This is a genomic window from Bacteroides caecimuris, from assembly GCF_001688725.2.
Classification (GTDB): Bacteria; Bacteroidota; Bacteroidia; order Bacteroidales; family Bacteroidaceae; genus Bacteroides; species Bacteroides caecimuris.
In genome coordinates this window covers 3614407-3640408 of record NZ_CP015401.2, presented here as the reverse complement: position 1 = coordinate 3640408, position 26002 = coordinate 3614407, and the positions used below count along the sequence as shown (strand labels likewise).

At 48.0% G+C, this 26002-nt stretch carries 28 protein-coding genes and 2 pseudogenes; 7 read left to right on the top strand and 23 right to left on the bottom strand.

Translation table 11 applies throughout. The features are described 5' to 3' along the window. Positions 1 to 48 precede the first annotated feature (48 nt). The 21 genes and pseudogenes from A4V03_RS15700 to A4V03_RS15600 form a co-directional block, all read right to left on the bottom strand. Positions 49 to 567: a glycoside hydrolase family protein gene (locus A4V03_RS15700; RefSeq protein ID WP_065539561.1), complete on the bottom strand. Its 519-nt coding sequence runs from the start codon at positions 565 to 567 to the stop codon at positions 49 to 51. Beyond that, the gene (locus A4V03_RS15695) at positions 558 to 1109 is read right to left on the bottom strand and encodes a DUF3872 domain-containing protein (RefSeq protein WP_065540465.1); all 552 of its coding nucleotides are present in this window, start codon (positions 1107 to 1109) and stop codon (positions 558 to 560) included. Before A4V03_RS15695 ends, A4V03_RS15700 begins: the two co-directional genes overlap by 10 nt. Positions 1110 to 1138: 29 nt before the next feature. Continuing rightward, the gene (locus tag A4V03_RS15690) at positions 1139 to 2014 is read right to left on the bottom strand and encodes a toprim domain-containing protein (RefSeq protein WP_065539560.1); all 876 of its coding nucleotides are present in this window, start codon (positions 2012 to 2014) and stop codon (positions 1139 to 1141) included. 13 nt (positions 2015 to 2027) lie between these two features. Then, positions 2028 to 2600, bottom strand: coding sequence for a conjugal transfer protein TraO (locus tag A4V03_RS15685; RefSeq protein WP_065539559.1), 573 nt, complete (start codon positions 2598 to 2600; stop codon positions 2028 to 2030). 2 nt (positions 2601 to 2602) lie between these two features. Continuing rightward, entirely contained in the window at positions 2603 to 3583 is a 981-nt protein-coding gene (gene traN / locus A4V03_RS15680; RefSeq protein WP_065539558.1) for a conjugative transposon protein TraN, read from the bottom strand. 20 nt (positions 3584 to 3603) lie between these two features. Beyond that, complete coding sequence (gene traM, locus A4V03_RS15675) at positions 3604 to 4902, bottom strand: conjugative transposon protein TraM (protein WP_065539557.1); 1299 nt, start codon at positions 4900 to 4902, stop codon at positions 3604 to 3606. Beyond that, the gene (locus A4V03_RS15670; protein ID WP_022140287.1) at positions 4895 to 5200 is read right to left on the bottom strand and encodes a TraL conjugative transposon family protein; all 306 of its coding nucleotides are present in this window, start codon (positions 5198 to 5200) and stop codon (positions 4895 to 4897) included. Before A4V03_RS15670 ends, traM begins: the two co-directional genes overlap by 8 nt. 11 nt (positions 5201 to 5211) lie before the next feature. Continuing rightward, a complete protein-coding gene (traK, locus tag A4V03_RS15665) occupies positions 5212 to 5835 on the bottom strand; it encodes a conjugative transposon protein TraK (RefSeq protein ID WP_008766649.1) in 624 nt (207 codons plus the stop codon). Positions 5836 to 5862: 27 nt separating this feature from the next. Then, the gene (gene traJ / locus A4V03_RS15660) at positions 5863 to 6867 is read right to left on the bottom strand and encodes a conjugative transposon protein TraJ (protein WP_022140289.1); all 1005 of its coding nucleotides are present in this window, start codon (positions 6865 to 6867) and stop codon (positions 5863 to 5865) included. A 19-nt stretch (positions 6868 to 6886) separates the two neighbouring features. After that, positions 6887 to 7516 (bottom strand): DUF4141 domain-containing protein, encoded by a 630-nt coding sequence (locus tag A4V03_RS15655; RefSeq protein ID WP_008766651.1) that lies wholly within the window; start codon positions 7514 to 7516, stop codon positions 6887 to 6889. Between the two features lie 41 nt (positions 7517 to 7557). Next, positions 7558 to 8178 (bottom strand): hypothetical protein, encoded by a 621-nt coding sequence (locus A4V03_RS15650; protein WP_065539556.1) that lies wholly within the window; start codon positions 8176 to 8178, stop codon positions 7558 to 7560. Positions 8179 to 8198: 20 nt separating this feature from the next. Next, a pseudogene (locus A4V03_RS15645) lies at positions 8199 to 8642 on the bottom strand (TraG/VirB4 family ATPase); the annotation flags it as partial. A gap of 101 nt (positions 8643 to 8743) precedes the next feature. Next, a complete protein-coding gene (locus A4V03_RS15640; protein ID WP_065539555.1) occupies positions 8744 to 10555 on the bottom strand; it encodes a reverse transcriptase/maturase family protein in 1812 nt (603 codons plus the stop codon). Between the two features lie 559 nt (positions 10556 to 11114). Then, positions 11115 to 13199: pseudogene (locus A4V03_RS15635) on the bottom strand (TraG family conjugative transposon ATPase); the annotation flags it as partial. Next, positions 13196 to 13528 (bottom strand): DUF4133 domain-containing protein, encoded by a 333-nt coding sequence (locus A4V03_RS15630; RefSeq protein WP_032559767.1) that lies wholly within the window; start codon positions 13526 to 13528, stop codon positions 13196 to 13198. The pseudogene A4V03_RS15635 and the gene A4V03_RS15630, both read right to left, overlap by 4 nt. Before the next feature lies 1 nt (position 13529). Continuing rightward, on the bottom strand, positions 13530 to 13826 hold the full coding sequence (locus tag A4V03_RS15625; protein ID WP_008766654.1) for a DUF4134 domain-containing protein: 297 nt from the start codon (positions 13824 to 13826) through the stop codon (positions 13530 to 13532). Positions 13827 to 14126: 300 nt separating this feature from the next. Next, entirely contained in the window at positions 14127 to 14459 is a 333-nt protein-coding gene (locus A4V03_RS15620) for a hypothetical protein (RefSeq protein WP_065540464.1), read from the bottom strand. Positions 14460 to 14611: 152 nt separating this feature from the next. Then, entirely contained in the window at positions 14612 to 15388 is a 777-nt protein-coding gene (locus A4V03_RS15615; RefSeq protein ID WP_065539554.1) for a DUF4122 family protein, read from the bottom strand. Then, positions 15378 to 15800, bottom strand: coding sequence for a DUF3408 domain-containing protein (locus A4V03_RS15610; protein WP_025076703.1), 423 nt, complete (start codon positions 15798 to 15800; stop codon positions 15378 to 15380). Before A4V03_RS15610 ends, A4V03_RS15615 begins: the two co-directional genes overlap by 11 nt. Positions 15801 to 15802: 2 nt before the next feature. Next, positions 15803 to 16243: a DUF3408 domain-containing protein gene (locus tag A4V03_RS15605; protein ID WP_025076702.1), complete on the bottom strand. Its 441-nt coding sequence runs from the start codon at positions 16241 to 16243 to the stop codon at positions 15803 to 15805. 5 nt (positions 16244 to 16248) lie between these two features. After that, positions 16249 to 17004: a ParA family protein gene (locus tag A4V03_RS15600; protein WP_055300002.1), complete on the bottom strand. Its 756-nt coding sequence runs from the start codon at positions 17002 to 17004 to the stop codon at positions 16249 to 16251. 649 nt (positions 17005 to 17653) lie between these two features. On the opposite strand from A4V03_RS15600, the gene mobA reads away from it, so the two are divergent. The 7 genes from mobA (at position 17654) to A4V03_RS15565 (ending at position 22998) form a co-directional block, all read left to right on the top strand. Beyond that, positions 17654 to 18112, top strand: a complete 459-nt coding sequence (mobA, locus tag A4V03_RS15595; RefSeq protein ID WP_065539553.1) for a conjugal transfer protein MobA — start codon at positions 17654 to 17656, stop codon at positions 18110 to 18112. Between the two features lies 1 nt (position 18113). Further along, a complete protein-coding gene (gene mobB, locus A4V03_RS15590) occupies positions 18114 to 19367 on the top strand; it encodes a conjugal transfer protein MobB (RefSeq protein WP_065539552.1) in 1254 nt (417 codons plus the stop codon). A gap of 39 nt (positions 19368 to 19406) precedes the next feature. Continuing rightward, positions 19407 to 21434 (top strand): conjugal transfer protein MobC, encoded by a 2028-nt coding sequence (gene mobC, locus A4V03_RS15585; protein ID WP_065539551.1) that lies wholly within the window; start codon positions 19407 to 19409, stop codon positions 21432 to 21434. A 221-nt stretch (positions 21435 to 21655) separates the two neighbouring features. Further along, the gene (locus A4V03_RS15580) at positions 21656 to 21919 is read left to right on the top strand and encodes a hypothetical protein (RefSeq protein ID WP_065539550.1); all 264 of its coding nucleotides are present in this window, start codon (positions 21656 to 21658) and stop codon (positions 21917 to 21919) included. 11 nt (positions 21920 to 21930) lie between these two features. Next, on the top strand, positions 21931 to 22185 hold the full coding sequence (locus tag A4V03_RS15575) for a DUF6926 domain-containing protein (protein WP_008766675.1): 255 nt from the start codon (positions 21931 to 21933) through the stop codon (positions 22183 to 22185). An 11-nt stretch (positions 22186 to 22196) separates the two neighbouring features. Further along, positions 22197 to 22694: a hypothetical protein gene (locus tag A4V03_RS15570; protein WP_065539549.1), complete on the top strand. Its 498-nt coding sequence runs from the start codon at positions 22197 to 22199 to the stop codon at positions 22692 to 22694. A gap of 10 nt (positions 22695 to 22704) precedes the next feature. Beyond that, positions 22705 to 22998: a DUF4120 family protein gene (locus A4V03_RS15565; RefSeq protein ID WP_065539548.1), complete on the top strand. Its 294-nt coding sequence runs from the start codon at positions 22705 to 22707 to the stop codon at positions 22996 to 22998. 197 nt (positions 22999 to 23195) lie between these two features. Here A4V03_RS15565 and A4V03_RS15560 read toward each other — a convergent pair whose 3' ends face one another. Beyond that, positions 23196 to 24290, bottom strand: a complete 1095-nt coding sequence (locus A4V03_RS15560; RefSeq protein ID WP_065539547.1) for an RloB family protein — start codon at positions 24288 to 24290, stop codon at positions 23196 to 23198. After that, positions 24277 to 25518: an AAA family ATPase gene (locus A4V03_RS15555; protein ID WP_065539546.1), complete on the bottom strand. Its 1242-nt coding sequence runs from the start codon at positions 25516 to 25518 to the stop codon at positions 24277 to 24279. Before A4V03_RS15555 ends, A4V03_RS15560 begins: the two co-directional genes overlap by 14 nt. Between the last annotated feature and the right edge of the window lie 484 nt (positions 25519 to 26002).

Here is a 26002-nt window from a genome sequence, read left to right as displayed (position 1 = left end):
GAGGGAGAACCTGACGGCCCGGTGCCGAAAGATTCTCCCTCTTGTTTTTTACTTCTTAAACAGCAGCATGTATTCCACTTCCCTTCTCCGTTCAATGCTCGGTACCACTTTCCCCTTGTAGCAGCGGAATGAGACATACTCGTTGTAAATATCCCTATCCCCGGCTTCCAGCTTTTGAATAAGCCTGCTCTTAGGTATCTTGCCATAGCCGACCACACGGTAATATCCCACATTATAAGACAAGGTGGCGACTAAAAGGGCATCTTTTCCAAAACGGCTGCACATCCTGCACAATTTCCTCAAATCCGCTCTGAGCAATGAATCCGCCTGTGCCTTGCTCATATCCGGTCTGAACTTTTCTCCCGGCAAAAGTTTGTGACCCCAACCTACATAGGGCAGATGGTTTCCATGCCAACCCTCGAACCGCTTGATGCAGGCGATGGCCCTCTCGAAAAGCGAATCAGGGATTTCCGTGGCAGTGGGAGGCGAGCCACCGCCTCCCCGTGGATGAGCCACCAGACAGTTACAGGTTAGAATCAGGCATATAGCCGCAACAATCACTCGCATACCGTAACCGTTTCAATGTTCACCAAAGGATTTTTCACAAGTTCCCCACCGGTTCGGGGAATTCTGCCGGTTCCTCCCGTATCATCTTCCGCGTCATCCTTTTTCTCGTTGTTGAAATCAAAACTAAGCAGGAATAATTGTGCAGGGGCACTGTTGTCCTCGAAATATATGTCAATACTCTGTTGGTCCTCGCACTCGGAAGTGTAGTACAGCCGGAACACCTCCCTGTCAAGCGGATAACGGTCGTTGGGCAGCAACACCATCCCGTCGTCCATGCGGAGCGAGCCTTTGCCGTCAGGCTGGAAATAGCGGACGGTGTACCGTGCATCGGAGAACCGTCCCTCACGTTTGAGTTCGCACCGTATTTCCACGGTCTCGCCTTTCACGATACGTTTGGGTACGGGCATTGTTTCCACCGTGAAGGGATATCCCTGCTGCACATCCAGCTCATTGTCACAGGATACCAAGGCTATTGCCACTACAGTCGCAAGCATTGCCGAAAAGATAGCGGCAAACGCATTTTGTTTATTTCTTTTTTTCATGTTCATTGTCATTTTAATGGTTGTTGCTTCTATTGTTCAATAATTCCTTCCCAATGTTGCAGGTATTCGTTCAAATCCTTGAATCCCTTGTACAGGGAGGAACAGTCCTCTATCTTGTTGCCGTAGCGTTTGCGGAGGGCTTCCAGTGTCCTTCGCCCCGCCTCGTCACGGTCCAGGTAACAATTGACCCGGTCGTACTTGTCAAGGAAACCATACGAGCGTTCCAATAAAGCCACCGAGTTCAGCACGAGGTAGTCATCGCCGCATCCCAGGCCGAGCACCATCCATGAGAGATAGTCAATGAACCCCTCGAAAATGTTACAGGTGTCCGAACCGTTGTCGATGAGCGATATGTCCTTCGGCGACATACTGCCCTTGAACAGGCGGCTGCGCAACTCATACCCACCGCTGATGTTTCTGAATCCGATGGAGAAATACCGCTTGCCATGCAAGGTATATCTGACTTCCTCACAGTTTGGCAATGCCACATCGCTGCAAATGCCACGCTCTTTCAGATAATTGAGCAGGATTTTGTTGTTCAATGGCTCAATGCGTACATTCACGAAGCAATTCTCTTCACCAAGTGTGGTGTCGAAACATTTTTCTTTCGGACGGAAAACTATTTCCGGAACAATACCACCCAATGATTCCGAAATGAATTTAGCCTGCGACTTGAAATCACCGCTGCCAATGATTTCTCCTGCAAGCGAGAATATATCCCCGCCACGCCCGATGCCGAAGTCCTGCCACACATTCTTTAGAATATTCACCCTGAACGACGGTGTCCGTTCTTCCCGATAAGGGGCGGAATACCACCATTCATTCCCTTTCCGGGCCGTCGGCTCATGTCCCATCCGTGCCAGAAAATCCGTAATGGGAATCTTCCTTATATCTTCTATATTCATAATCCGTGATGTTTTAATTGATGATAAATTTCACGCCCAGCCCGAATTGCGTAGTGAACACGGATAATGAACCTCCCCACAGGGCACGTTCCCTGACACTGGCGAGCAGCACGATACGGTCCGTGACATAGGTTTCAAGCTCCAGTGTTATCGCCCCGCCATAGATAAAGGCATCCTTGGCGAGCAACTTAGAGCCGTCATACAACATCTTATTGCCCCAATTCACGGTTTCGTAACCGGCCAAAGCCGATCCGCCGATGGAAAGGAAAAGTGTCTTGGATGGGTCGGACAGGAATTTCAGGTAATAACCGCCCTCGGCGGTGAATTGCGCGCGCGGAACGGACACGTTCCGGTACCCGTAATTCTTCAGCAGGTATTCCGCGCCGACAACCCAGCGGTTGGCTTTTTTGGTATATCCCGATACCGCGAATCCCGCATAATGGTTCAAGGGCGATTTCGAGCCTTCGGCAAACCCACCCCGCAACTCCACGGCTTTCATGCCGGGGAGATAGCGTTGGGCGTATGCCTGCCCTGAAAACAGGGCAAGCGACACGACCGCTACTAACATACAGATGACCTTACGCATGGCTACTTCACTTTAAGTTCGTTGATCACTTTGGCTCTCACGATGTCCTCGCTCTCCACGGTGAACGACTGGTGACGCCCGCCGCTTTTCTCGTTCAGTTCCACGACCAATACCTTGTCGGCAGGGATGGTGAACTTGTCAAAGGTGAACACGGTACGCTCGTCCTTGTTTCCCGCTACCACTGTGGCATAGTTATGGGCTCTGAGAGGGAAAACAATCTGCTCCTGAATGGCTGTACGCTTCATTACCTTCTTATCCACAATCTTGAACGTCACGAAATCCACCTCGAAAGGCACATTCGACTGGTTGCGTACCTGCGTGTGGAAATAGAGTAACCCGTTGTGGGTATAAATTCCACGCAAAAGATATTGTATGCCGAAAGCCTTGCTGCCGATGTGCTTGACATGGCGTTTGTTCTCCTTGTGGATACTCTTGTTGATCAGTTGCACGAGCTTGGGGGATTCACTGCCCAGCTCCTTCAGGTAGATGTCAAGGGCGTTGTTCGGACGGTTCACCTTGCTGCCGTCATGGATGAAGTCCTTCATCTCGATGTTCAGCAACAACGGCTCGTCTGCATACTTGACATTGAACGTGTAGAAACTGCCGCTTTCGGTGATGACCGACATGTTCGTCTCGTCACGGAAATTCCTGACCACCGCCTTTACGCGGATAACATTCTCCGCACCGTCGGCCTTTCCCGCCACAAGATTCGGGGAACCGAGGTCCACATAGCGGACGGCGGAGGGGAAGATGATGTGCGTGGTCTTGTCGTAGGTCACTTCCAGCCCATACGGGGGAACCATCCTGTCAAAGGTGAGCTTCCGGGTCAGACCGTGGTAGAGGTCGCCATCCTCCTGCCCGGGATAGAGTTCCCTGGTCATTGTGACTCTGCCTGTTTCTGCCGATATAGAATCGGCTGCATTCTGTGCAAAAGCACTCACTGCGCCCGTCATGAGGGCAAACATTACAAAAATCTTTTTCATACTTTGTGAATTTTAATGGGTTATTGATTATCGTTCTGGTAAAGCATCAGGGTATAACCGGATTTGAGGTGTACTTTTTCCTCCCGCATCTTCCGGGATATGTATTGCGACACTCCCTGTATGGCACCCCTGCCGAGTTCGGAGAGCAGCTGGTCTCCGGCTGACTGGTTGGTGATGGATATGCTCGTGCCGAGGTTTTGTCCCAAGTTGGCCGCTACCTCCTTGGCGGCATTCGCTTCCATCGAGCCGGGAATGAAGATGCCCTCCTGTCCGTCATTGTCATACACGGCAAGCTCCACGGGAATGATGATGCCGTCGTGCTCCACCTGTATGATTCCAATGCCGAGCCTTTCGCCTTGTATGCGCCCCTCGCCCGTGACAAGGGAGTTGCGTGGAAGGACATACCTGCCGACACGCATCGGTTCCAAAAGCCTTAACCTAACGCTCTGCCCGCTTCTTATGGTCTGGTCACCATGCACGCAGGCACGGATGGTATTCCTCGTATGCCCGTCAGCCGTCTTTCCCACGGCGGTATGGAATCCAGCATGTCCGGTCTGTGCCATCCGTGCCAACAGTACGGAATCACTGACGGGTTGCGGAAGCGATGACACCACCGGTGTGGAGACCTGTCCCACGGGAACGGCTCTTGCCTTCCTGCCGTTGGCGGCAGGTTCGGTTTCTTCCCGTTTTTCCGTACCTGCGCCATCCTTGCCCGGCGTATATTTGGCGGCCAGTTCGTAAGATTTTTCCAGCAATGCTACCTGCTCCTCGTAGGTCATCTGTGCGGGTTGCTGTACCGCGGCAGCCTGCTTCAACTGCTCCACCTCGGCTTTCAATGCCTCCTTTTCGGGGTCTTCTCTCGGTGCCTCATAGAAACTGCCGAGCGTGGAGTTGATATCGTTATAGGCGGATGTGGACGAAGATATGGCCCCATTCCTGCGGTTTCCGCTGCCACGATAGGATGATGCACTTTCGGATTCCCGCTCCTGCGGTATTTCCACGACAGGACTGCTTGTTTCATTCTGCCTGTTTTCATCGGCAAGCGCGGAGAAATCCTCCAGCGTGCGCATCTTCTCTTCCTGCCTGCGTTTCATGTCCGCCTGCTCGTAGGCGGCAATCTTGTCCGCCTCGATACCTGCCCCTCTCGGGTCGGGCAGTTCGGAATTGAAACCGGCATTCCTTTCCTCCCTCTGCCGTTCCTCCTTGGACGGCGCGAAAATCAGCCACATGCAGCCGACAAACAGGAGGAACATTCCGGCAAAGACCAGGTATTTCCTGATTTCCTGCCTCTGTCTCAATTTGTTTGCATCGTTACTCATTGTCTTCTTTGTTGAACTGGTTAAAAAACTCTTCCATCTCGCGGATTTTACTGTCCGTAAGGGTGTCCGCCTGAATAAAGTCCGGGATATCCAGCGGGGTTATCTCGATGACCTCACGTTTGGCATCCTCCCGTCCAATGTCGTATATGGCGCGGAAAATCATGTAGAAATTCCCAAGCGCGAACAGGACGGTCAGCACGACGATGGTTATCACTCTCTTTTCAGGACTCAGCCCGGCGCAGACACCGCGCAGTTTTTCTTCGGCCAAGTCCCTGATTTTTACAAGCATCTTTTTCATACATTCAAAATTTAACGGTCATATACTCTGATGTCCCTGTTTTCCACCACACGGAAGGCTTCGAGGATGAAGCCGTGCGGATTGTTGTCGCTGCGGGTGGAATTGAGCAGCCTGCCCCGCGTGACGAGGCTGCGCTCCGTCACGCTCTTCTCCCGGATGATGGAAAGGCGGGCATACGTCACTACCTCATACGGGTAGCTGTTGAAGTCGCATTTCACGCTGTCAATCCCGATGCGCTGGCTCATGTTGCCGGAGATGATCCGGTTGTAGTAGCCCTGTTCCGCCAGATCCCGGTAATGGGCATAGGCAGAGCGGTCGCTCAGGAACATGGCACGCTGGATATTGCCCTCTATCGCACTCTTGTCAGGAGCCAGCGAAAAAAATAGCTCATGGAAGCGTCTGACATGCTCCCTCGCCTCCACGGGACGGTTCTGCTCCAGGTCCTGCGAGAGGGCGAGCATGAGCGACTTCCCCTCGTCCAGCACATAGATTTTCTGTCTCTGCGCCTCGGCAAAGCCGTATGCCTTCCACACCGAATATCCCACAAGCAGGGTACACGCGCAGAGATAGACGATACCGAACAGGCGCAAATGCCTGAAACTGGTCTCGATGTTCTTTAATGATTTGAATTCCATTCCAATGTCGTTTTAAGATGGTTATTACTATTTGATAAGCCTTCCTGCGATGTTGCCTACCGCCGCACCGCCCGCTCCTGCCACCACGGAACCGGTCTTGGATGCCGTCTGGGTCACGTTCTTGCCGTAATTGCCTGCACCGCCTCCTGCCTGGATAATCCAGTTGGCCACTGTCGGGATGGTGAAATACCCGATGATACCGATAATCAGAAAAGTGATGTAAACCCCGTTGGAGCCGTCCGGGATGAAGTTCGGGTCGGAAAGCTGTTCGATGTCCTGCCGGAGCATCAACACCTGTATCCGTGCCAGCACACTGCTGAAGAGGTCACTCACCGGAAGCCACAGGTAAATGCTGATATAACGGACGAACCATTGGCTGAGCGAGGCCTGGAAACCGTCCCAGCAGGACAGGGCGAACGAAATCGGTCCCAGTATCGAAAGCACGATCAGGAAGAACGTCCGCAGTGTGTCGATGACAAGGGCGGCCGCGTTGAACATGAGTTCCAGGAGTTCGCGGAAGAAATTCTGAACCGCCTTCTTCATGTTATACATTGCCCGGTCCACATACATCCCGCAGGCCTCTATCGCGTCCATCACCCCCAGTTCGTCCAGTTTGTTGTCGAAGGACTCCTTGTCGACCAGATAGGCCGTCTCGGGATTGCGCTTCATCGCCTCGAACTCCAGCCTGTCCTTCTGCGCCCGGTACTCGTTCATGTCGAAGGTCTGTGCCTCCAGTATTGAATGTGTACCTTTCACGATAGGCGACATGACACTGTTCAGCGTGCCCAGCACGATGGTCGGGAAAAACATGATACATAACCCCAACGCAAACGGACGGAGAAGGGGAAAGACATCCACGGGCTCCGCCCTTGCCAGAGACTGCCATACCCGGTAGGCCACATAGAACAGGGCACCAAGCCCCGCGAGTCCTTTCGCCACACCCGTCATATGCGAGCAAAGCGGCATCATATCCGTGTAGAGGTTTTGCAGGATCTGATGCAGGTTGTCGAAATTTATTGCCAACAATACCATAAGCGAATCGGATTAGGAATTACCAGTAACGTTCATTCGGTGAGCCGTAAAGGGCCATCACACGGTCCAGGTCGTTCCGTTTCTTGGCACGCAGGTAGGAAACGCCGATGTTCTTGTTGGTGTAATATTGCACCAGGCTGCGATATTGCAGCATATCGGTGTAGCAGCGGTCGATGATATCCATCCGCTCCTTGTCGTTCATCGAAAGTCCGTTCTCGTTGACCACCGTTTTCAGGTCGTTCAGCAGGTGTGCACTCTCTTCCAGCAGCTTCGTGTAACCGATCGCGATGGCACTCAGCTCTTCCGGCGTGAAATAAGGGTCGCTGAGCATACGCTCGAAACTGTTCACATAGATGTCCGTGATGTCACCGACCATGAGGATGGTCTGCTGCACCTTACGCGCGTCACGGACAAGGTTCTTGATCTTGCGAAGCCCGTCGTAATACTCTTTGCCTTGCTTGTAAATCTTCACGGTCTCCTGAAAATTGTTGAGCATATTGCTCGCGGTGGAAGATGTGTGAACGATATTCTTGGCGGCATTGATGATACCCTGGGCAAGATTGCCGGGATCGCTCACGACCCATTGCGCTTTCGCTGTAAGGCTGATGAAGAAACAGCCCATACACAGCATGAGGATTTTCTTTTTCATGATGTAACTGTTTTAATTGGTGAATAAAATTCTGTTGAAATTCAAAGTCCCATTTTCCGCCCCTTGGACGGCGGGTTGCGGAGGATAGGCTTGTGTACCTGCTTCGGACGTTTCGCCTCCGGCGTCTTTTCCTTCCCTTGTCTGAGGGAAGCGAAAAACTCATTGGCATACGGTTCGCGTCCTGTCATCTTCACAAACCTGGCATCCAGTTCCCGATATGCTTTCTCCGCCTGACAGGAGCGTTCCGTGGCAGAGGCATTTTTGTCTATGCCGTACTTGACGAGAAATGCCGGACTTATGTGGATAATGTCGTGAACTGTATCCGGTGAAGCTGCAATCCATCCCAAATATTCCAACTCCTCGTTCAGTTTTTCAAGATAGTCCACAGGTGGATGGGGGCAAAGCTTCTCAAGAAGCTCTTCTGCACGGTGTGTCAGCCTGGCATTGACTTCCAGACAGTCAGGTATTTCTCCTGTCTGTCTTTTCTGTTTGTATTCATTGTCGTCCATATCTTCAAGCTGGTGGAACAGCCGGTAATCCTCTGTGAATCCGAAATAATCACGGATGCCTTTCGGAATGTCCCAGCCAATCATCAAGGAATCGTAAAGGACGGTAATGATCTCCTCGCGTTTCCGTTGGTCTGATTCCAAATCACTATACATAGCTATTGATTTTAAATTGTTTATATTATTGTTTTCATTTCTCGCTTGCTCTCCGCCAACTGCTTGATGGCAAGTTCGATATTGCCGCCCAACTTTTCGGAAAGACGGAACAGTTCCAATTTTTCCGTTTCCTCGGTTGTGTAGCACACATATTCTTCAAGCGATACCTCGGTGGCATATACCGCCGACTGTGTACCGCCCAGACCAATCCAGACCTCCTTATATTTTCTGGAAGGATTGTTCGCCATGTTGATGGAAAGGATCTGCGCACGTTCCTTGTCGGTCAGACCGAGCAACGCCTGTATCTCATCGAACTTGTTGACATATTTCCTTTGGTCAAGGAGAATCTTGCAGTCGCTGTTGTTGATGATGGTACCCTTCACAATCGGCGATGAGATGATGTCCTCGACCTCCTGAGTTACGACAACGGCCTCGCCGAAGAACTTTCTGACGGTCTTAAGTAGGCTAAGCACCCGGCGCCTTACCATATTTCTATGGCAGGTTTCCAAATGCTCGCCTCCGAACCGGACTTACACCTCTCAGCGTATCCGGCTCTCCACTAATTTCAGTCTATCTTTCCGTCATGTATCTTCTTATGACAACTCCTGCACACTGCAATCGTCTTGCGTTTGCGGGCAATCATGTGTCGTTCCCAGCTTTCCTTTCCCTGCAAGTTCTTTAGCTTCCTTACATGATGCATAACAAGGTCGTCTGTCGCTCCACATAGTTCACACTCACGGGCTTTCAGCCTTTCAACAAGACTTGTCCGTCCCGCAGTATAAATTGTTCGTGGCATAGTGTCACATTCCGATTTATAGGTGGGTTTCTTTCGTTTGAAGCCACCATCGTAAAAGAATCTTTCCTTTACACCTGTTTTAGTCATGTGTTTTATGATAAACCTACCGTTCTTACGATATTTTTTGTTTACCTCACGTGTACGGCATTTATATTTGCCTGCAAACGTTTTGTACATGCTGTATTCCATGATGTACTTGAAATTATTCAAGGCATGGGCGCAGTTGTTGGCTATGGAGTAATAGTTATAGAAACCCACGATTTCTCGATTATAACTATCAAGGATTTCAAGGTCGTCATTGAATATCAGTCCCGATTTGCATTTCGGTTTCCATATTTCCTTTCCGTTACGGTTTGTCAGTTCTAAGACTCCCAAATTGAAAAGTTTTTTACGGACAGTTTCCATACTGACATTTAAGCAGACCCTTTTACCATAGGTTCTTCTTAATCTACCCCGTTTATCCCTTTTTTGGTCGTTGGACTTTCTTACAGTGATTTCATATCCGAGAAATTTGGCTGGTCTTTCCGTGTGAGTGACAAGTGTCTTTTCATCGGACAGCTCCAATGCCAGTTTATCAGCAAGGAAGTTTTTAATATCTTCCTTTATCTGTTGTGCATCTTGCTTGCTTCCGATAATTCCCACAAGAAAATCATCTGCATATCTTGCATATTTCATTCTTCTGTAATCGGCGTCCATTTCTTCGCCGTTGGGATATTTAGCCCGTCCTTTTTCTATTGCTTTCAGTTCAAGGATTAGCTTTGTCCTTTGCCTTTCATCTTTTACGGATTTCAATTTTCGCACAATACGTTTTCTTGCATTGCCAAAGTCCATACTTTCTCTACTGAATCTTCGTTTCTTCCCTTTGTCGAATTTGGCTATGTATTCCTTTATATACTTATCCAGCTTGTCAAGGTATATATTAGCCAATATCGGGCTGATGATACCCCCTTGCGGTGTGCCACTGTAAGTATTGTGGAATCGCCATTCCTCGACATATCCAGCTTTCAAAAACTTGCGTATCAGTCGGATGAATCGTTCATCCGCAATGCGCTCCGAGAGAATGTTTATCAATACATCATGGTTTATATTGTCAAAGAAGCCTTTTATATCTCCCTCTACAAACCATTTTGCACCGCTAAACTCCTTTTGGATATGAGTTAATGCAGTATGGCAGCTTCGATTGGGACGAAACCCATGCGAGGTATATTCAAAACTTCCCTCGTATATGGCTTCCAATACCATTCTTACCACTTCCTGTATCAACTTGTCATTGAAAGTCGGCACGCCAAGAGGTCTTTTCTTACCGTTTTTCTTCGGTATGTACACTCTCTTTGACGGTTGGGGTTGATACGTTTCGTCTTTTAACATATCAATTAACTTTTCAATTCGTTTCAGGCTCATGTTGTCAATGGTCTGACCGTCCGAACCTTTAGTCATGTTACCTTCTTTAGCGTAAATACGCTGATAGGCAACATAGAACATTTCCTCATTGAACAAAATTCTGTAAAGACGTTCAAACTTATAGCTTGCATCCTTACTGTGTTCTGATAGACTGTTTAATACTCTTTCTGGACTTCTCATAATGTCTCTCACATTTTCCGTTAATTGTATTAATAATTAGCTGCTTCCCTTCGCCATGTACAAGGCGTTACCTTGCTCAAACTACTATGGAAGCTCCGTTACCACTCCGAATTTTCATAGGTCGAACCTAATAGCCTTTCGGCACTTCGGGATAGGTAATCCCCGTTTATCACATCGTAACTGTTGGCATGATAGATTGTCGGATACGACTTCCGTCCTTTACTCGCTTACTGCGGTTGTGTCGTGATAAGTTCTTGCTACATTCATACCTATTCACTGAAGTAGTATCACGATATGGCGGTTGATAGTTACCTTACGCCATAGCCTCAAGGGGGACCACTCAGACTATCGTTCAATCAATTCGGACTTTATCCTCATATCTATCTTTTCATCTCGCCATTCAGTCGCAGTTTGGTAACTAACTGACTTATGACTTTTCCGACATGCTACACTCCCTGCTCGGTTAAGTTTTCCCGAAACAGATAAGTCGGCTGATGATAGGTTATTTTTCAAAGAATACGTTCCTAATCTCTTGCCAAAGAGATATTTACGATGCAACCTTTACGGGCGCACAGAGGTACTTCAGATATTCCGCCATGCCCTCCTTGCTGATGGCTTTCCAGGCCTCCTCCAACAATATCATCTTGCGGATTCCTTTCAATTTTCTCATCTTGTTGATGAAGGTTTCCATGATGATGATGGTCACAATCGGGAACAGTACCTTGTTGTCCTTGATATTGTCCAACTCAAATACAATGAAACGTTTACCGAGTAAATCAAGCTGCTTGTCGCTGTTCAGAAGGTAGTCATACTCGCCGCCCCGGTAGTAAGGTTCAAGCACGTTCAGGAAGTTGAATACATCGAAATCCTTCTCGCGGGTGCGCTTCTCCTTCAGAATGTCCTGGTACTCGTCACGGATGAACTCGTAGAAGGTATTGAAGGAAGGTCTGTTGTCCCTGTCGTTGCGGATGTTCGCTAAAAAGAGGTTCACTGCATTGGAAAGCGCCACCTCTTCAGCTCTCGTGGGCGGTTCATCGTCACGTTTCCACAAAGTGAGGATAAGCGTCTTGATGGATTCCTTCTTCTCAATGTCGAACACACCGTCCTCCACGTAGAAAGGGTTGAAGGCTATCGGGTCATCCTCCTTGTAGGTAAAGTAGATGCCGTCCTCACCGTGTGTCCGCGCATGGATAAGGTTGCACAGTCCCTGATAGGAATTTCCGGTATCCACCAAAAGCACGTGGGTCCCTTGTTCATAATATTGGCGCACCATGTGGTTGGTGAAGAAAGACTTGCCCGAACCGGAGGGTCCGAGTATAAATTTATTCCTATTCGTGATTGTACCGTTCTTCATCGGTAGGTCGGAAATATCCAGATGAACGGGCTTGCCCGTCAGCCGGTCCACCATGCGGATGCCGAACGGCGATAGCGAATCCTTGTAGGACGTTTCCCCGATGAACAGGCACAACGCCTGCTCGATGAAGGTGTGGAAACTCTCCTCGAATGGGAAATCACCGGCATTGCCGGGTATCGCCGCCCAGAACAGCGTCGGGACATCTACCGTGTTGTGGCGCGGCTTCGCCTCCATGAGTGCCAATTGGCTGCCGACATCGTTCTTGATGCGCTTCAGTTTCTCCCGGTCATCGCTCCATGCCATGACGTTGCAATGCGCCCGGATGGAAGTCAGCCCCTTGCTGTGCGCCTCGTTCAGGTATTCCTCAATCCATTCGCGGTTGATCTGGTTGGAACGGCTGTAACGGGAAAGCGAGTGCATGTTCCTCGCGGTCTGCTCGAACTTGCGCAGGCTCTCCGCCGAATCGTCAATGAAGAGGTACTGGTTCACGACATGGTTGCACGTGAGCAGGATGCCTATTGGTGCGGCGAAGGAGAGACGACAATCACTCCGGTCGGTGGACAACCGTTCGTAGCGGCAGTCGGTAGCCACGTTTGAGGGCAGATCCTCCGGGTCGGAAAGGGTGTGCAGGCAGAGGTAGTTGTCGCCTATCTTCATCTCCCCGGCACCGAGTGACAGGTCCTGCAAGCAGGCGGTGTCCTCCTGCGAGAGCGAGAAGTATTTCTCGATGATTCCCGCAGAGGTGTCCGTTCCCGTGATTTCCTCATCCGTCAGACGTGTCATGCGAAGGAGGCCGCTGTCGTTGACGATACGCTCGAACTGCTCACAACTCTCCATGAAACGGGTGACAGTCTCCCTGTCCGTCATTTCCTTCGGGATGATGAAATTCCGCGTGAGGGCGTTGAAGCTGCTGGTAGTGCGACTACGCTCCTTGGTCGTCTTGGTCAGGAACAGGTAACAAGTGTGCTGCAAATACGGACGTTCGTTGAAATGCCGCTCGAAACTGCGGCTGAGAAAACTCAGGTCGTCCTTGCAAATGTCGGGACGGTAGCTTTCCTCGATGAAGAAGTCCTGCTTGTGCACGATGCTGTAGTTCGGCAGCACCTTGACCGCTTTCGCCCATGTCGAATGGACGGCCTCGTATTCCGCCTTTGTGAGCGTGAAAAGTTCGGGCAGTTCCACCTTATAGGCCACGGTAATGTCCGCATCCTTGCTGACGATACACCCGTGCTCTACCGAGAGCAACGGAAATTTGCTTTCCAGCGTCGCTGTTTTCATTACGTTTCTCATACTTTTCCTTTTTTTGAGGTTGGAGAAATCAACCGAAGGAACTTCCTCCGGTTGATGATGTAGCGGGGATGGCTGCGCAGCGCGTGGAGTTTCATAAGCCCCCATTCGCCGTACTTCGCGTTCATTCGGAATGTTGCCCAGACAAGCACCGAAGCGGAAACGACACCGAAACCGATGCAGACCCACTGGTCGATACCCACCATGTACATGATGACGAACACCACGAACAGGGCGAGCAGCCCGCCCGCGAAGATGAACAGGTACTGACTTTTGAGCCCTTTGAACTCCGGGCTGCGGCCTATCCCCTTATTGACCGGATACTTCGCCATGTTACAGGAAGAATGAGCGTAAGATGGTAGCAGCCACGATAAGGAAGATACATGCTCCGAACCAGCTGGCGGCGGTCTTCGAGGTGTCAGGGTCGCCCGACGAGAACTTGGAATAGACCTTCACGCCCCCGATCAGGCCGACAACGGCTCCGATGGCGTAAATCAACTTGGTGCCGGGGTCGAAGTAGGAAGTGACCATGTTGGTGGCTTCCGTAATGCCGCCGATACCGTTACCCTGGGCGAAAGCCCCGACTGTCGCAAGCAGCATGAAAGCTGCCGAAAAGAATCTTTTTTTCATGTGTCGAAAATTTTAATTGGTGAAACAAAAAATCATTTCGACAGCGAATATATAGCGTTTAATTCATTGATTTACAAACCTTACGATGCGTGTCATCGTATGTCATCACGTTACATCAGCAAGGATTTTCCAAACGATAAAAAAGAGGATTTTGGGCAGGGAAGGATGGGAAAAACAGAAAATAAAAACGGGCACTCTTCATGAGGAATGAAAAAGCGACAATTGGTTCGAATCACCAAAAAAGCGAAGCCTGAAAACCGGACGGCTTTCAGACTTCGCTTCATGTCATGTGAACGCTGTTTACTCTGCTGCGGAATCGGAAGAGAGGGCACGCTGTTTCCTCCGTTCCTCCTTTTTCTCTTTTTGCAGCTTCTTCTTGGTCTCCATTTCCTTCAGAATCTGTTTCAGCGGCTTGACCGTTTCCGGTTTCTCACGCTTGAACCGCTTGAAATAGATGTGCTCTATAAACTGCGGAAGCGGGGCTTTCCACGGTTCCTGCTTGTGGTTGTCTATCTTTCCGAGCTTGTCAGGGTTCAATCCCAGCTCACGGGCCATCTGCACTTGTTTGTCGGAAAGGCGGTGACGTTTCTGCGCCACCATCCATTTCTCCAATATCGCTTTTGTCACTGCCATAATCATTCATTTTTTGCAAAGGTACGAATCTTGCCATTATGATAACGATATGACTGTTTGAATTTTATCCGGTGATATTCTCTGAAAATGAAAAGGGCACACCGATATCACATCGACGTGCCTTCAAAAACTATGACAGCAAAAAGAAACAATTAAACGAATTTATCTATGTTGAAAGCCTCCACCTTCTTGGATGCGGCCTTTCGTTTTGCCAACGGTCTGCCCGTTTCATCCAGATATTCGTTGAGCAAAGACTCTATTTTCTGCTGACAGCCGATTTCATTTTCCAAAAGGTTCAATATTTCCGTACCGGATAACTTGTGATAAATTGTCATGCTCGCACGGAAATCTTTCTGTTCATCCCCGGTTTCAGAAGTCAGCACTTCCACTACATTGTTCATTTCCTCGAATGTCATTGCCGTATTGAATTCAGGGTCAGGTTCGGAATTAACAGGAGCCATCAATGCTTCCATCTCCTCTTTGGCCAGCCCCCTGTCCTCATGCGCCACATCTTCCGGTCTGATTTCTTCATCTTCCTCTATGGGTTCCTTAACCAATGGTTCGGAACGTGTAGGTTTTTTTCTTGCCACTTCCGGGTCTTCCAAATAGACAATCTTGGTCTTGCCGATAACATCGTTATCGTCCGTCGGAGAGGGCTGCATTACTGTTCCGTGGCTCTCTTGTGCCACTTTGGTTTCTGCCATCTTTTTCTTACGCCTTGCCTTTTTTCTGGCTTTTTCAGCCTTCTCTTCCCGGTATATCCGATACTCTTTACGGCATTTCCATAACTTGATACGGGCTATACGCATCATACGGCAGACCTTCTCCCATGCGTCATACATTTGCCGGCTGAAGATGAATATCCACAACTGGTAAAAGATAAAGGCTGCGCACAAGGCTTTGACAGTGAAATGAATTTTAGTTTCCATAATCAGCTTTCTTTTCTTTGTACAACTTTATAATCTCCGGTTTGCACTTTTCCAAATGCTCGTTCACTATATTATTGATATAGCCGGATATGCTCGCTTTGGGTTCGATGACCAGAAGCAACTGCTTGATCAGGCTGACATTCTCCTGCTCGATACAGACATGTGCCCGCTTTGCCAAAGGTTTACAAGTAAGGTATTTTTCTTTGTAAATGGCACACTGCTTATCAATGCCGGGTGGCTCTTCCTTTTTTTCAGGATGATTTTCCGGTTTTGTATCCTTTCGGTTCAAACCGGATTTTTTGCCGAAAGTCATTTGTAAAAGCCTTGCAGAAGCATGAATGGCTGTTACTACTAAAAGGAATACCGCAGTACCGCTGACAACGGTAGTCAAAATGTCAAAAGACTGTTCCATAATCATTTCTTGTATAAAGGTTCATTATTGATTTGATTGTGATAGAGGCTGTCTATTTCCTCCTGGTATTGTTCTATATGGGCGGTAAGTACATCATCAATGTATTTTGACATACTGACCTTGGGGGCTACAACCGACAGGAACTTCTGTATGAACAGGTAATTGTTGATACCTATATAAGCCTGCTGCCTTTGCAGAACATTTCCTCCCATGAGGAACTGCTTGCGGTACGAATCCGTACCGTCTTTCCGTCTCTTTTGTCTGCCAGTGCTTTTCTCGGCAGGTACAGGTTCGGGATTTCCCGATCCGCACTCATTCCTGTCGGATTCATCAGTGGTCATTGCATCATCCACGGATATGTCTTCTTTCCCATAATTGGGTATATCCCCGGCCATAATGCCTCTGATCATCTCTTCATTCACGGTTACTTGTTTCTTTGCCATGGTATTTATAGTTTTAATTTTGTCAATAGTTCTTCTGCCAGCTCTGCCAGTCCGCTTCCCTTCAACAGTTTGGCGGGAGGCGGAAACAGGGTGCAACGGAAATAGTTCCGGGTAGCCAAGGACAGTTCCTTGTTGTAGCGGTTGGTCTCCGGGATGACGGTATCTAATACCGTAAACTCCAATTTTTGCAGGATGATATTGTATGCATCAAAGACCTCCGTGGAAGCACGGGTATCCTTACGGGTCCAAAAAAAGAGGAATTTCTGCAATGGAGTATCCTTATTCGCTTTGGCATAGTCCCAAACAGTGGTGGAGAACGAGAGGCTGCTCTGCATTACAATACGGTCGGGAATAATCGGTGTAATCACATAGTCCATATTCACGATGGTGTTGATCACGCCCGAAGAGTTCACGGTTCCGGGTAAATCCACGACAATCAAGTCGTAGTCACCATTTTTCTTCAGTTTTTCAGCCGCATCACGGGCGTTCTCCGCTTTTGAGCCGACAATCGTGTAGGCTTTCTTATTGATGCGCTCATATTGGGAAACCATCAGTTGCTTGAAATACTCGCTATGCTCAACGGTGCGCATATCCCTTTCTTTCATACGTACCAGGCTGTACTGCGGATAATCGCAGTCGATGACAGCCACGTTCAGTCCTTTCAGGTAATGATAATACCCGGCGAGCATAATCGTCATGGTCGATTTGCCGACTCCGCCTTTCTGGTTGCAAACGGCAACTAAAACTGTGTCTTTTTTCATTGCTTTTCTTTTTTATATTAAACATCAATTGTATATTAAACATCAATTGGTTTCAGTCTTTCAGTCAGTAATGAATGACCGGACATGTGCCGTAATACGGTCTTTACTCCATTCAGTCCGACGGTCATTACTGCACGTCACAAGTCTGTCACTCATACATTCCTTACTGCCTGTGTGCAGTACTCCATTCGTGCATTATTCCAGTCATCCATTCACCCATTCGGACAGTCAGTCAGTAAGTGGTTCAGGCACTCTTTACTGCACATATCCCGTCGTTCACGCTGCAAATAAAAGGGTATTTTTTCATACCGGCATCATGTTTCAAGGGAGGTGACGACCTGTGTCATCGTTTGTCATCACATTACATATAACTCACTATTTTACAGTAGTATATACCGCCGTAACTTTGCACCGACAACGGAACGGACACCGCTGCGGGGCTTTCCCGAAGCCGAAGAATGAGGCCGGAGGGTCAAACACAATTTGACGGAAGGAAAATTCATGTTCAAGCGAACATAGCAAGTTGTGTTTTGAGGCACCCGAAATAAATTCGGGCACTCAAAACAACTTGCCGCTCGCCTGACGGCTCGGGAGGGATTCACTCCAAAGTCGTGAATCCGGGACGGAAAATCAGAAACAGAAAATATCAATGCATATGGAAGAAAACAAGAGGAAAAAATCAAAAAAAGGAGTGGGTAGAAAACCAAAATCCGACCCTGCCGTGCATCGTTATGTAGTGCGGTTGAACTCGGAAGAGAACGGACGTTTTGACATTCAATTCCAAAAATCAGGATTAAAGGAACGCTCCAAGTTTATCAAGACAATGATTTTCGGTAAAGAAATCAAGGTAGTAAAAATCGACAAGGCAACGATGGACTATTACATCCGTCTGACCAATTTCTACCATCAGTTCCAGAGTATCGGAAACAATTACAACCAGACGGTAAAAGCCGTAAAGACCAACTTCGGGGAGAAACGGGCCTACGCCTTGCTCCGCAATCTTGAAAAGGCAACGATAGACCTGGTGCTGCTGAGCAAGCGGATTATCATGCTCACCCGTGAATTTGAAGATGCCTATCTGATAAAGAGGAAAAGGGAGGAGGAATGACATGGTGGCGAAAATCAACAGGGGTGTCTCGCTCTACGGAGCAATCACCTACAACCAGCAGAAAGTGAATGACACCACCGCGCGTATCATTGCGGGAAACCGTATGATTACCGATGTGGCAGGCAATCCGGATCGTGTCATGCAGCAGACCCTTTGGGCGTTTGACAACTACCTCCTCGCCAACAAGAACACGGAAAAGCCCATCCTGCATATTTCCCTGAACCCTTCTGTAGATGACCGCCTCACTGATGCCCAATTCGCGGAATTGGCAAAAGAGTATATGCAGCGAATGGGCTACGGTGACCAGCCCTACATTGTATATGTACACGAGGATATAGACAGGAGACATATCCATATCGTTTCTACCTGCGTGAACGAGAAAGGGGAAAAGATAGACGACACCTACGAGTGGAACCGCTCGATGAAAGCCTGCCGGGAGCTGGAAAAGAAATTCGGGTTGAAGCAGGTGGAGGACAAGCGGAAGGAGTTGTTGGAGCCGTACATGAAGAAGGCGGACTACCAAAGCGGTGATGTGAAACGGCAGGTTTCCAATATCGTGAAGAGCGTGTTCGGCTCGTACCGTTTCCAGTCTTTTGGCGAATTCAGCGCCTTGCTTTCCTGTTTCAATATCGAGGCGAAACAGGTCAGGGGCGAGTTCGATGGTACACCCTATAACGGCATCGTCTATACCATGACTGACGATACGGGAAAGCCGGTATGTACTCCTGTCAAGTCTTCCCTTATCGGGAAACGGTACGGTTACGAGGGACTGGAAAAGCGTATCGGGTACAACGCCCGTGAATACAGGAACAAGAAATGGCAACCGAAGATACGGAACGAGGTGGCACTTGCCATGCACGGATGCCGTGGAGACAGGGACGAGTTCGTCCGTCTGCTTGCCGGAAAAGGCATTGATGCGGTATTCCGTGAAAATGACGAGGGACGTATCTATGGAGCGACTTTCATCGACCACAAGAACCGGGAGGTGTACAACGGCTCCCGGCTCGGCAAGGAGTTCTCGGCAAATGCCTTCGAGCGGTTGTTCAACAGTCCGGTCAATATTCCCGATTTGGACGCGCCTGTGCCTGACCTTGACCGGCAAGGCGGTTTCTCCTCCGATATGGAAAGTTCCATCGAGCAGGCTTTCGGAATCTTCGGCATTGAAACCAACGGTCCCGACCCGCAGGAAGAGGCTCTTGCCCGCAGGCTGCAACGCAAGAAGAAAAAGAAGCGCCGCTCCCGTGGAGTATCCTGATTACAGAATTTATAAACGAACCATTAAAATTATATCATTATGCAACAAGAAGATGATTTGAGAGGACTGGCCAAGGTCATGGAGTTCATGCGTGCCATATCCATCGTGTTTATTGTCATCCACGTCTATTGGTACTGCTACCGTTCATTCGTGGATATGGGTATCAATATCGGGGTAGTCGACAGGATACTCCTGAATTTCCAGCGGACGGCAGGGCTTTTCAGCAACCTGCTCATAACAAAGGTCTTTGCCGTCATATTCCTCGCCCTCTCGTGCTTGGGTACAAAAGGCGTAAAGAACCAAAAGATGACATGGCAGAAAATATATGCCTCTTTCCTTGCCGGACTGGTGCTGTTTTTCATGAACTGGTGGATGCTCGACCTGCCGCTCAGTCCGATGGTCAATGCCGCCTTGTACACGGCAACACTTACAGCCGGGTATATCCTGCTGCTGATGTCCGGCGTGTGGATAAGCCGGATGCTGAAGAACAATCTCATGGAAGATGTGTTCAACACGGCCAATGAGAGCTTCATGCAGGAGACACGGCTCATGGAGAATGAGTATTCCGTCAACCTGCCGACAAAGTTTGTCTATCAAGGCAGGGAATGGGACGGATGGATCAATATAATCAACCCCTTCCGCGCTACCATCGTGCTTGGAACGCCCGGTTCGGGCAAGAGCTACGCGGTAGTAAACAATTACATCAAACAGCAGATTTCCAAAGGATTCTCTCTTTATCTGTATGATTATAAATTCGATGACCTTTCCATTATAGCCTATAACGAACTGCTGAAAAATCTTGATAAATACAAGGTCAAACCGGAATTTTATGTCATAAATTTCGACGACCCGCGACGCAGCCACCGGTGCAATCCCATCAACCCGAAATTCATGGTGGATATCAGTGATGCCTACGAATCGGCATACACCATACTCTTAAATTTGAACAAGACCTGGATACAGAAACAAGGTGATTTCTTCGTGGAATCCCCGATTATTCTTTTGGCGGCTATTATATGGTATTTGCGCATCTATCAGGACGGTAAATACTGCACGTTCCCTCACGCGATAGAATTTCTGAACAAGCCGTATGCCGATATTTTCACTATTCTTACCTCGTATCCGTCTTTGGAAAACTACCTATCCCCGTTCATGGACGCCTGGCAAGGGGGCGCACAAGACCAGTTGCAAGGCCAGATAGCAAGTGCGAAAATCCCGCTTTCAAGAATGATTTCCCCACAGCTTTACTGGGTGATGACCGGCGATGATTTCACACTCGACCTGAACAACCCCGAGCACCCCAAAATCCTGTGTGTCGGCAACAATCCCGACAGGCAGAACATCTATTCCGCAGCCCTCGGATTGTATAACAGCCGTATCGTGAAATTAGTGAACAAGAAGGGGCAACTCAAATCATCCATCATCATAGATGAGCTGCCGACCATATATTTTCGCGGCATCGACAACCTGATTGCCACCGCCCGTAGTAACAAGGTGGCGGTCTGTCTCGGCTTTCAGGACTTCTCGCAGTTGACCCGTGACTACGGTGAGAAAGAAGCGAAGGTCATCCAAAACACAGTGGGCAATATCTTCAGCGGTCAGGTTGTGGGAGAAACAGCAAAGAATCTTTCGGAACGCTTCGGAAAGATACTCCAACAGCGGCAGTCCATTTCCATCAACCGGCAGGACACCTCCACCTCCATCAACACACAGATGGACTCCCTCATTCCGGCATCGAAAATCGCCAACCTCTCACAGGGTACGTTCGTGGGCAGCGTAGCGGACAACTTCGGGGAAGAAATTGACCAGAAGATTTTCCATGCCCGCATTATTGTCGATAACGAGAAGGTAGCGGCGGAAACCAAAGCCTACAAGAAAATACCCGTCATCAACGAATTCAGGGATGCGGACGGCAACGACATCATGCAACAGCAGATAGACCGAAACTATTCCCAGATAAAAGCGGACGTGGTGCGGATAATCGAGGATGAGATAACCCGTATAAAGAACGACCCTGATTTGAAACACCTGATACCACAGGAAGAAAATGACAAGGATAATGAATAGCCATTGAAAGGCCGCTTTTTTATTTCAGCCTGCAAAGGTCGTCCCGTGCCTTTTGGATTGAGCAAGGTCGAGCCCTACGGGTTTTCGAGGAAAATCTTCCGCGCTTCGCTTGCGGTATTTTCCCGAAAAACCTTGCACAATCCGACACGGAACGGTAAGGCAGGCGAGAAATAAAATACCGGCTCGCCGAGCCGTGGATGTTTAACTTAAAAAAAGAAATTATGGGCAGAAGCAACTTCACACCGATGAAAAGATTCCATGAGATTCTTGACAATTATGGTCTGAAACTGATGGAGGTGGGAACCAACCACCTGAGAGTATTTTTTGGCAACCGGAAATTGTTCGACTACTATCCGCTGAGAATGAAACTGTTTGATTACCGGCAGTGGCAGCAACTGACCTATCCGTCGGTCATGGACGGTACGGACAAATGGGAAACGGAACTGGAAGGAATCATCAACAGCCTTATGGTATCACCGCAATAAACATTGACATTATGCACAAGAAAAACAGACAGACGCTCGTTTGGGATAACATTCCTGAATGGGCGATTTTCGCATTGGAGTACGGCATCGAGGAAGAATTGTTCCTGCCGAACGAGGATTTGGAAATGATAAGCCGGTTCATCGGCGAGAATTTCCCGAACGGCTACACGATGAGTGTGGATTGGGAATCATGCACGGAGTTCAACCCACGTCCGGCATTCGGGAAACCGTGCAAGACTCACAAGGTGACTTTTGTAACAAACTAAAACTACCTGCTATGAGAAAGATAACATTAAGCGAATACAATTCTATCCCGAAGGATTATCGCGGGACTTGGACTGTGGAGCGTTGGGACTTACCCAATTGGGGGGAAATACGCGAAAAACACATGGGAAAGCGCACCATGATGGTGTATGACAAGGGAACGTGCCTGTTGGTGGAAGGACTCGGATTTGAAATCGTAGACGATAGCACTTGGAAAAAGCCGGAGGAAGTCAAGAAAGAAATAGGTAGTCATTACCTGAAATTCTACAGCGAGCAAGAATGTGAACCTCATTATGCGGACTGCATTATCCGGTGGTGCGACACGTTGGAAACGGAAGTAGTGAGGATTGCGCTGGTGATGGATTCCGACAACGAGAAGGATGATGAGATATTCTTCTACTGCGACAGCTTGGAAGATTTGAAATCACTGGCGGACAAAGGTAAGGAGGATTTCATCATAGCCGGATGCATTGGTTTCGGGATATACGAAGAACTGTTACTAACAACTTAAAACATCGGATATGAGAATCGAATGTCAGGGACATTATGAAAAGACCGTCAAGTATGCTGAGAGCATCGGTGACGAAACGCTGAATAAATGTATCGAGCGGCTCAAGCAATGGGAAGCCAATTCCAATGGCAGGTGCGAAATAGAATTGTACTATGATTCCTCGCCATATTCATTCGGTTTCGCAGAAGTGGCGAAAGATGGGACAAAAGGAATTGTCGGAGGGCTGCTCTATCATGGCAAGCCGGACCGATCCTTTGCCGTAATGATTGGAGGACCGTTTCACGGGTGGAGCATACATACCTAAATTGTATAGTACCATACACAGTATTGAGTCAAAAAAGTGCAGAGGTAATCATAAACTGATTACCTCTGCACTTTTTTGACTCGCTTTATTTTTAATGGCTGTTTCATGATTTCAAAAATCAGAAAACCAAAAATTCTTATTAACGAAATTAAAATTCAATTTTTGCAGAAAAACCACAAAATTCAACTATTAAATTCCTATATAGCAAATTTAGGTAACAGCAATATCTCTTTCTCGGGTGTGACTTTGATGGAAATGACTTGGGTAGGTTCCAGTTGGCAAGGTAGCAGTTTCATTTCACCAGATTGAATCAAAAGCGCATTGTCATTTAATTCACGTCCAAGTTTTTCTTCCCAATCATATATGACGAACATTCCCTTTCTAAAAAGTTCAACCCCGTCTTTGCTATTTGTCACAATCAAACCATCTTTGCCGAACCTGACAGACCAGTCACAGCCATGTTCTTTATATTCAAATGTGCTGTCATAACTGACGGTTTCCTTGCCAATCAGCCTGCCGATAAGGATATCCACATTTGTATATGGATTTCTGTTGTAAACAGGTTCTTCCGTGTTCGCGTCACTTTCAGCCCTTAACCTGCAAGCATTGACCATCCCTTTCAACAGATTATCCTTGACAAGAGGGAATGTTGATTCTGAAGATTTGGTTTCCTGCCAATATCCTTGTTTTCTTGCGTAACCGTTTATGCAGTTCTTGCCGCCACAGTCTTTTTCGGGCTCTTTTCCAGTGCCGCATTCAAATATGTGTTTCTTGCCCCGGATCTTTTCCCCGCATTCCGTCTCATTGAAACAATAGTAAATGTACTCAAAATGGAGAAGCAGATAATATTCAAAGCTGCGGCTGGAAAATGCGATATTGACTTTCTTCCCGTCAATTACCTTATCGGCTTCAGCCAAGGCTTCTTCATGCTTCGGATGCTTGTCTTTGTCATAGACAGCCCAAGATTCGTCAACCCCTTCCGACAAGATTTGCCGTGCGTACAAGACCCACTTTAACGGTGGGGCTCCGGTTATTACCACATCTTCAGCGGCGTCTTTCCCGTCTGTCTTGATTTTGCGTTTTTTCCCTTTGTAACTGCCTCTGGGGGAATTATCCGTTTCTTCATCCTGTGGAATGTGAGGCTGTGGAATGGTGCGGACATCCATGCCGTCATTGTCTTTACAATACAGGTCGCACAGGCTCGTAAAGAATAGCGGCTCGGTCTTGTCCCCTTCGCACACTATCCTGATTACATAGTTGCTGTGACGTGTATTTTCGTTATTTCTTGCCATCCTCCACAAAGAGTTTTTCCAATGATTGCAATGAAGGCACTCCTCCAAATTTGTTGTTCAAATACCATTTGGCAAACAGGGTATCTTCCCTCACATCATCAAAGTCCGAAAGTGTGAACATTTCCGATACGCCGAACTTGTCTTTCTCCGTAAACCAGACCTGGTCCTTACGGATGGTATTTTGGTCAAGAAGGTTTACATCATGCGTAGTGAAAACCAACTGCGCATCCTTCTTGTTTATCCGTCCATTCCTGAATATATCAACAATCAACTGTGTAATGTAAGAGTGAAGACCGGAGTCCATCTCGTCCACAAAGAACGGACTGCCACTCTGCAACGCCTGCAATATATGGCAACCGATGATGAACAACGCCCTTGTTCCAAAGGATTCCTCCTTCAATGGCAAATCAGTCTTTCCGATGTTTTCGCCATCCTTGTATAACCCATGCTGGCTTGTTACTTCCACATCGCCGCTTCGCTTTTCCAATTGAAAATCTGCCAGTCCGGTATCCGCGAAAGCCAGAAATTCAGCAAGCATCTTCTTGTTGTCAGGACGGGAATAGAGCCACCTGAGTATTTCCTTGTCTTCCCCAAGTACGGTATCTTCATGGAAACCGTTGGAAATAACCATATCCGCCAAATACTTTGCGGCATTGGTTATAGGCTCGCAGGGCGTATCCTTCAAGAACTTTGAAATCAACAGCTGGTTCTTGAATACGTTGAACGGTTTGGACGTGGAAAGACTTGAACCGAACTTGATGGTGTCCGATTCCTTATCCTTCGGAAGCAATGCGCGTTCATAAAGTAACGTCTGCTTGCCGTTAGGATAGGATATCAATGACTCAGATTCGATTTGCAGTCTGGAAAAACAGACTTCATACTTATACCTTACTCTTTGTGCAATAAACTCCATAGAGAATTCTATCGGTGCGTCTGCCGTTGCACTGTCGAACTTGAAAGGCTGGTACAAAGCGATATCTTCACCGACACGGTTATCCAGATTCAATACCCAACGCCTGAAACCGTACAGGAATTTTATAATGTTGGTCTTTCCTGAAGCGTTGGCACCAAAAATCAAGGAAATTTTCAATGCCTTTTTGTTACCCTCCGCTTTAGTTTCAACCTCACACAGATTTTCGACCTTTGCTTTTGAAGAGGTCGGTTCGGTTGTAAACGAGCATGTGCCCTTGAACGAACGATAATTCTTAAATTCTAAGTTTAATATCATAATTCTGCTACTTTTCTGCAAAAATAGCGTTTTAATTTCTCATGGACAACTTTTTTATCCGATTTTTACGGATAATCCGTAAAAATAAGACTTAAATCGGGGATGTTCATTTCTAAGCCATGTTCATTAAAAATGAACTATACCATAAAAATGAACATGAAAAGTACCGCTTCCATGCAATGATTATGCGAAAGTAATGATTTTCTGACTATTTATATGCACCCGTTACACTTTTCCATATCATGCAAGAGCTTGTTTCCATATTCTTCTATAAATAACCATCCTAAGTCACGCTTCACTCACTAAGTCCCTTTGAGAAGATAACTCGGAGGACGATACCTTTCACGTTCAGGCCTCCGGTTTTCGCGCAAAAAATTCCCTGCGGTAATTTTTCTTCGAAAAAACGTTCCGGTATCGCCGTCCGAGTTGGGTGAAAAGGTCGGGACTTAGCAAGCGAAGCGACCTACGACGCATAGGACAAGGT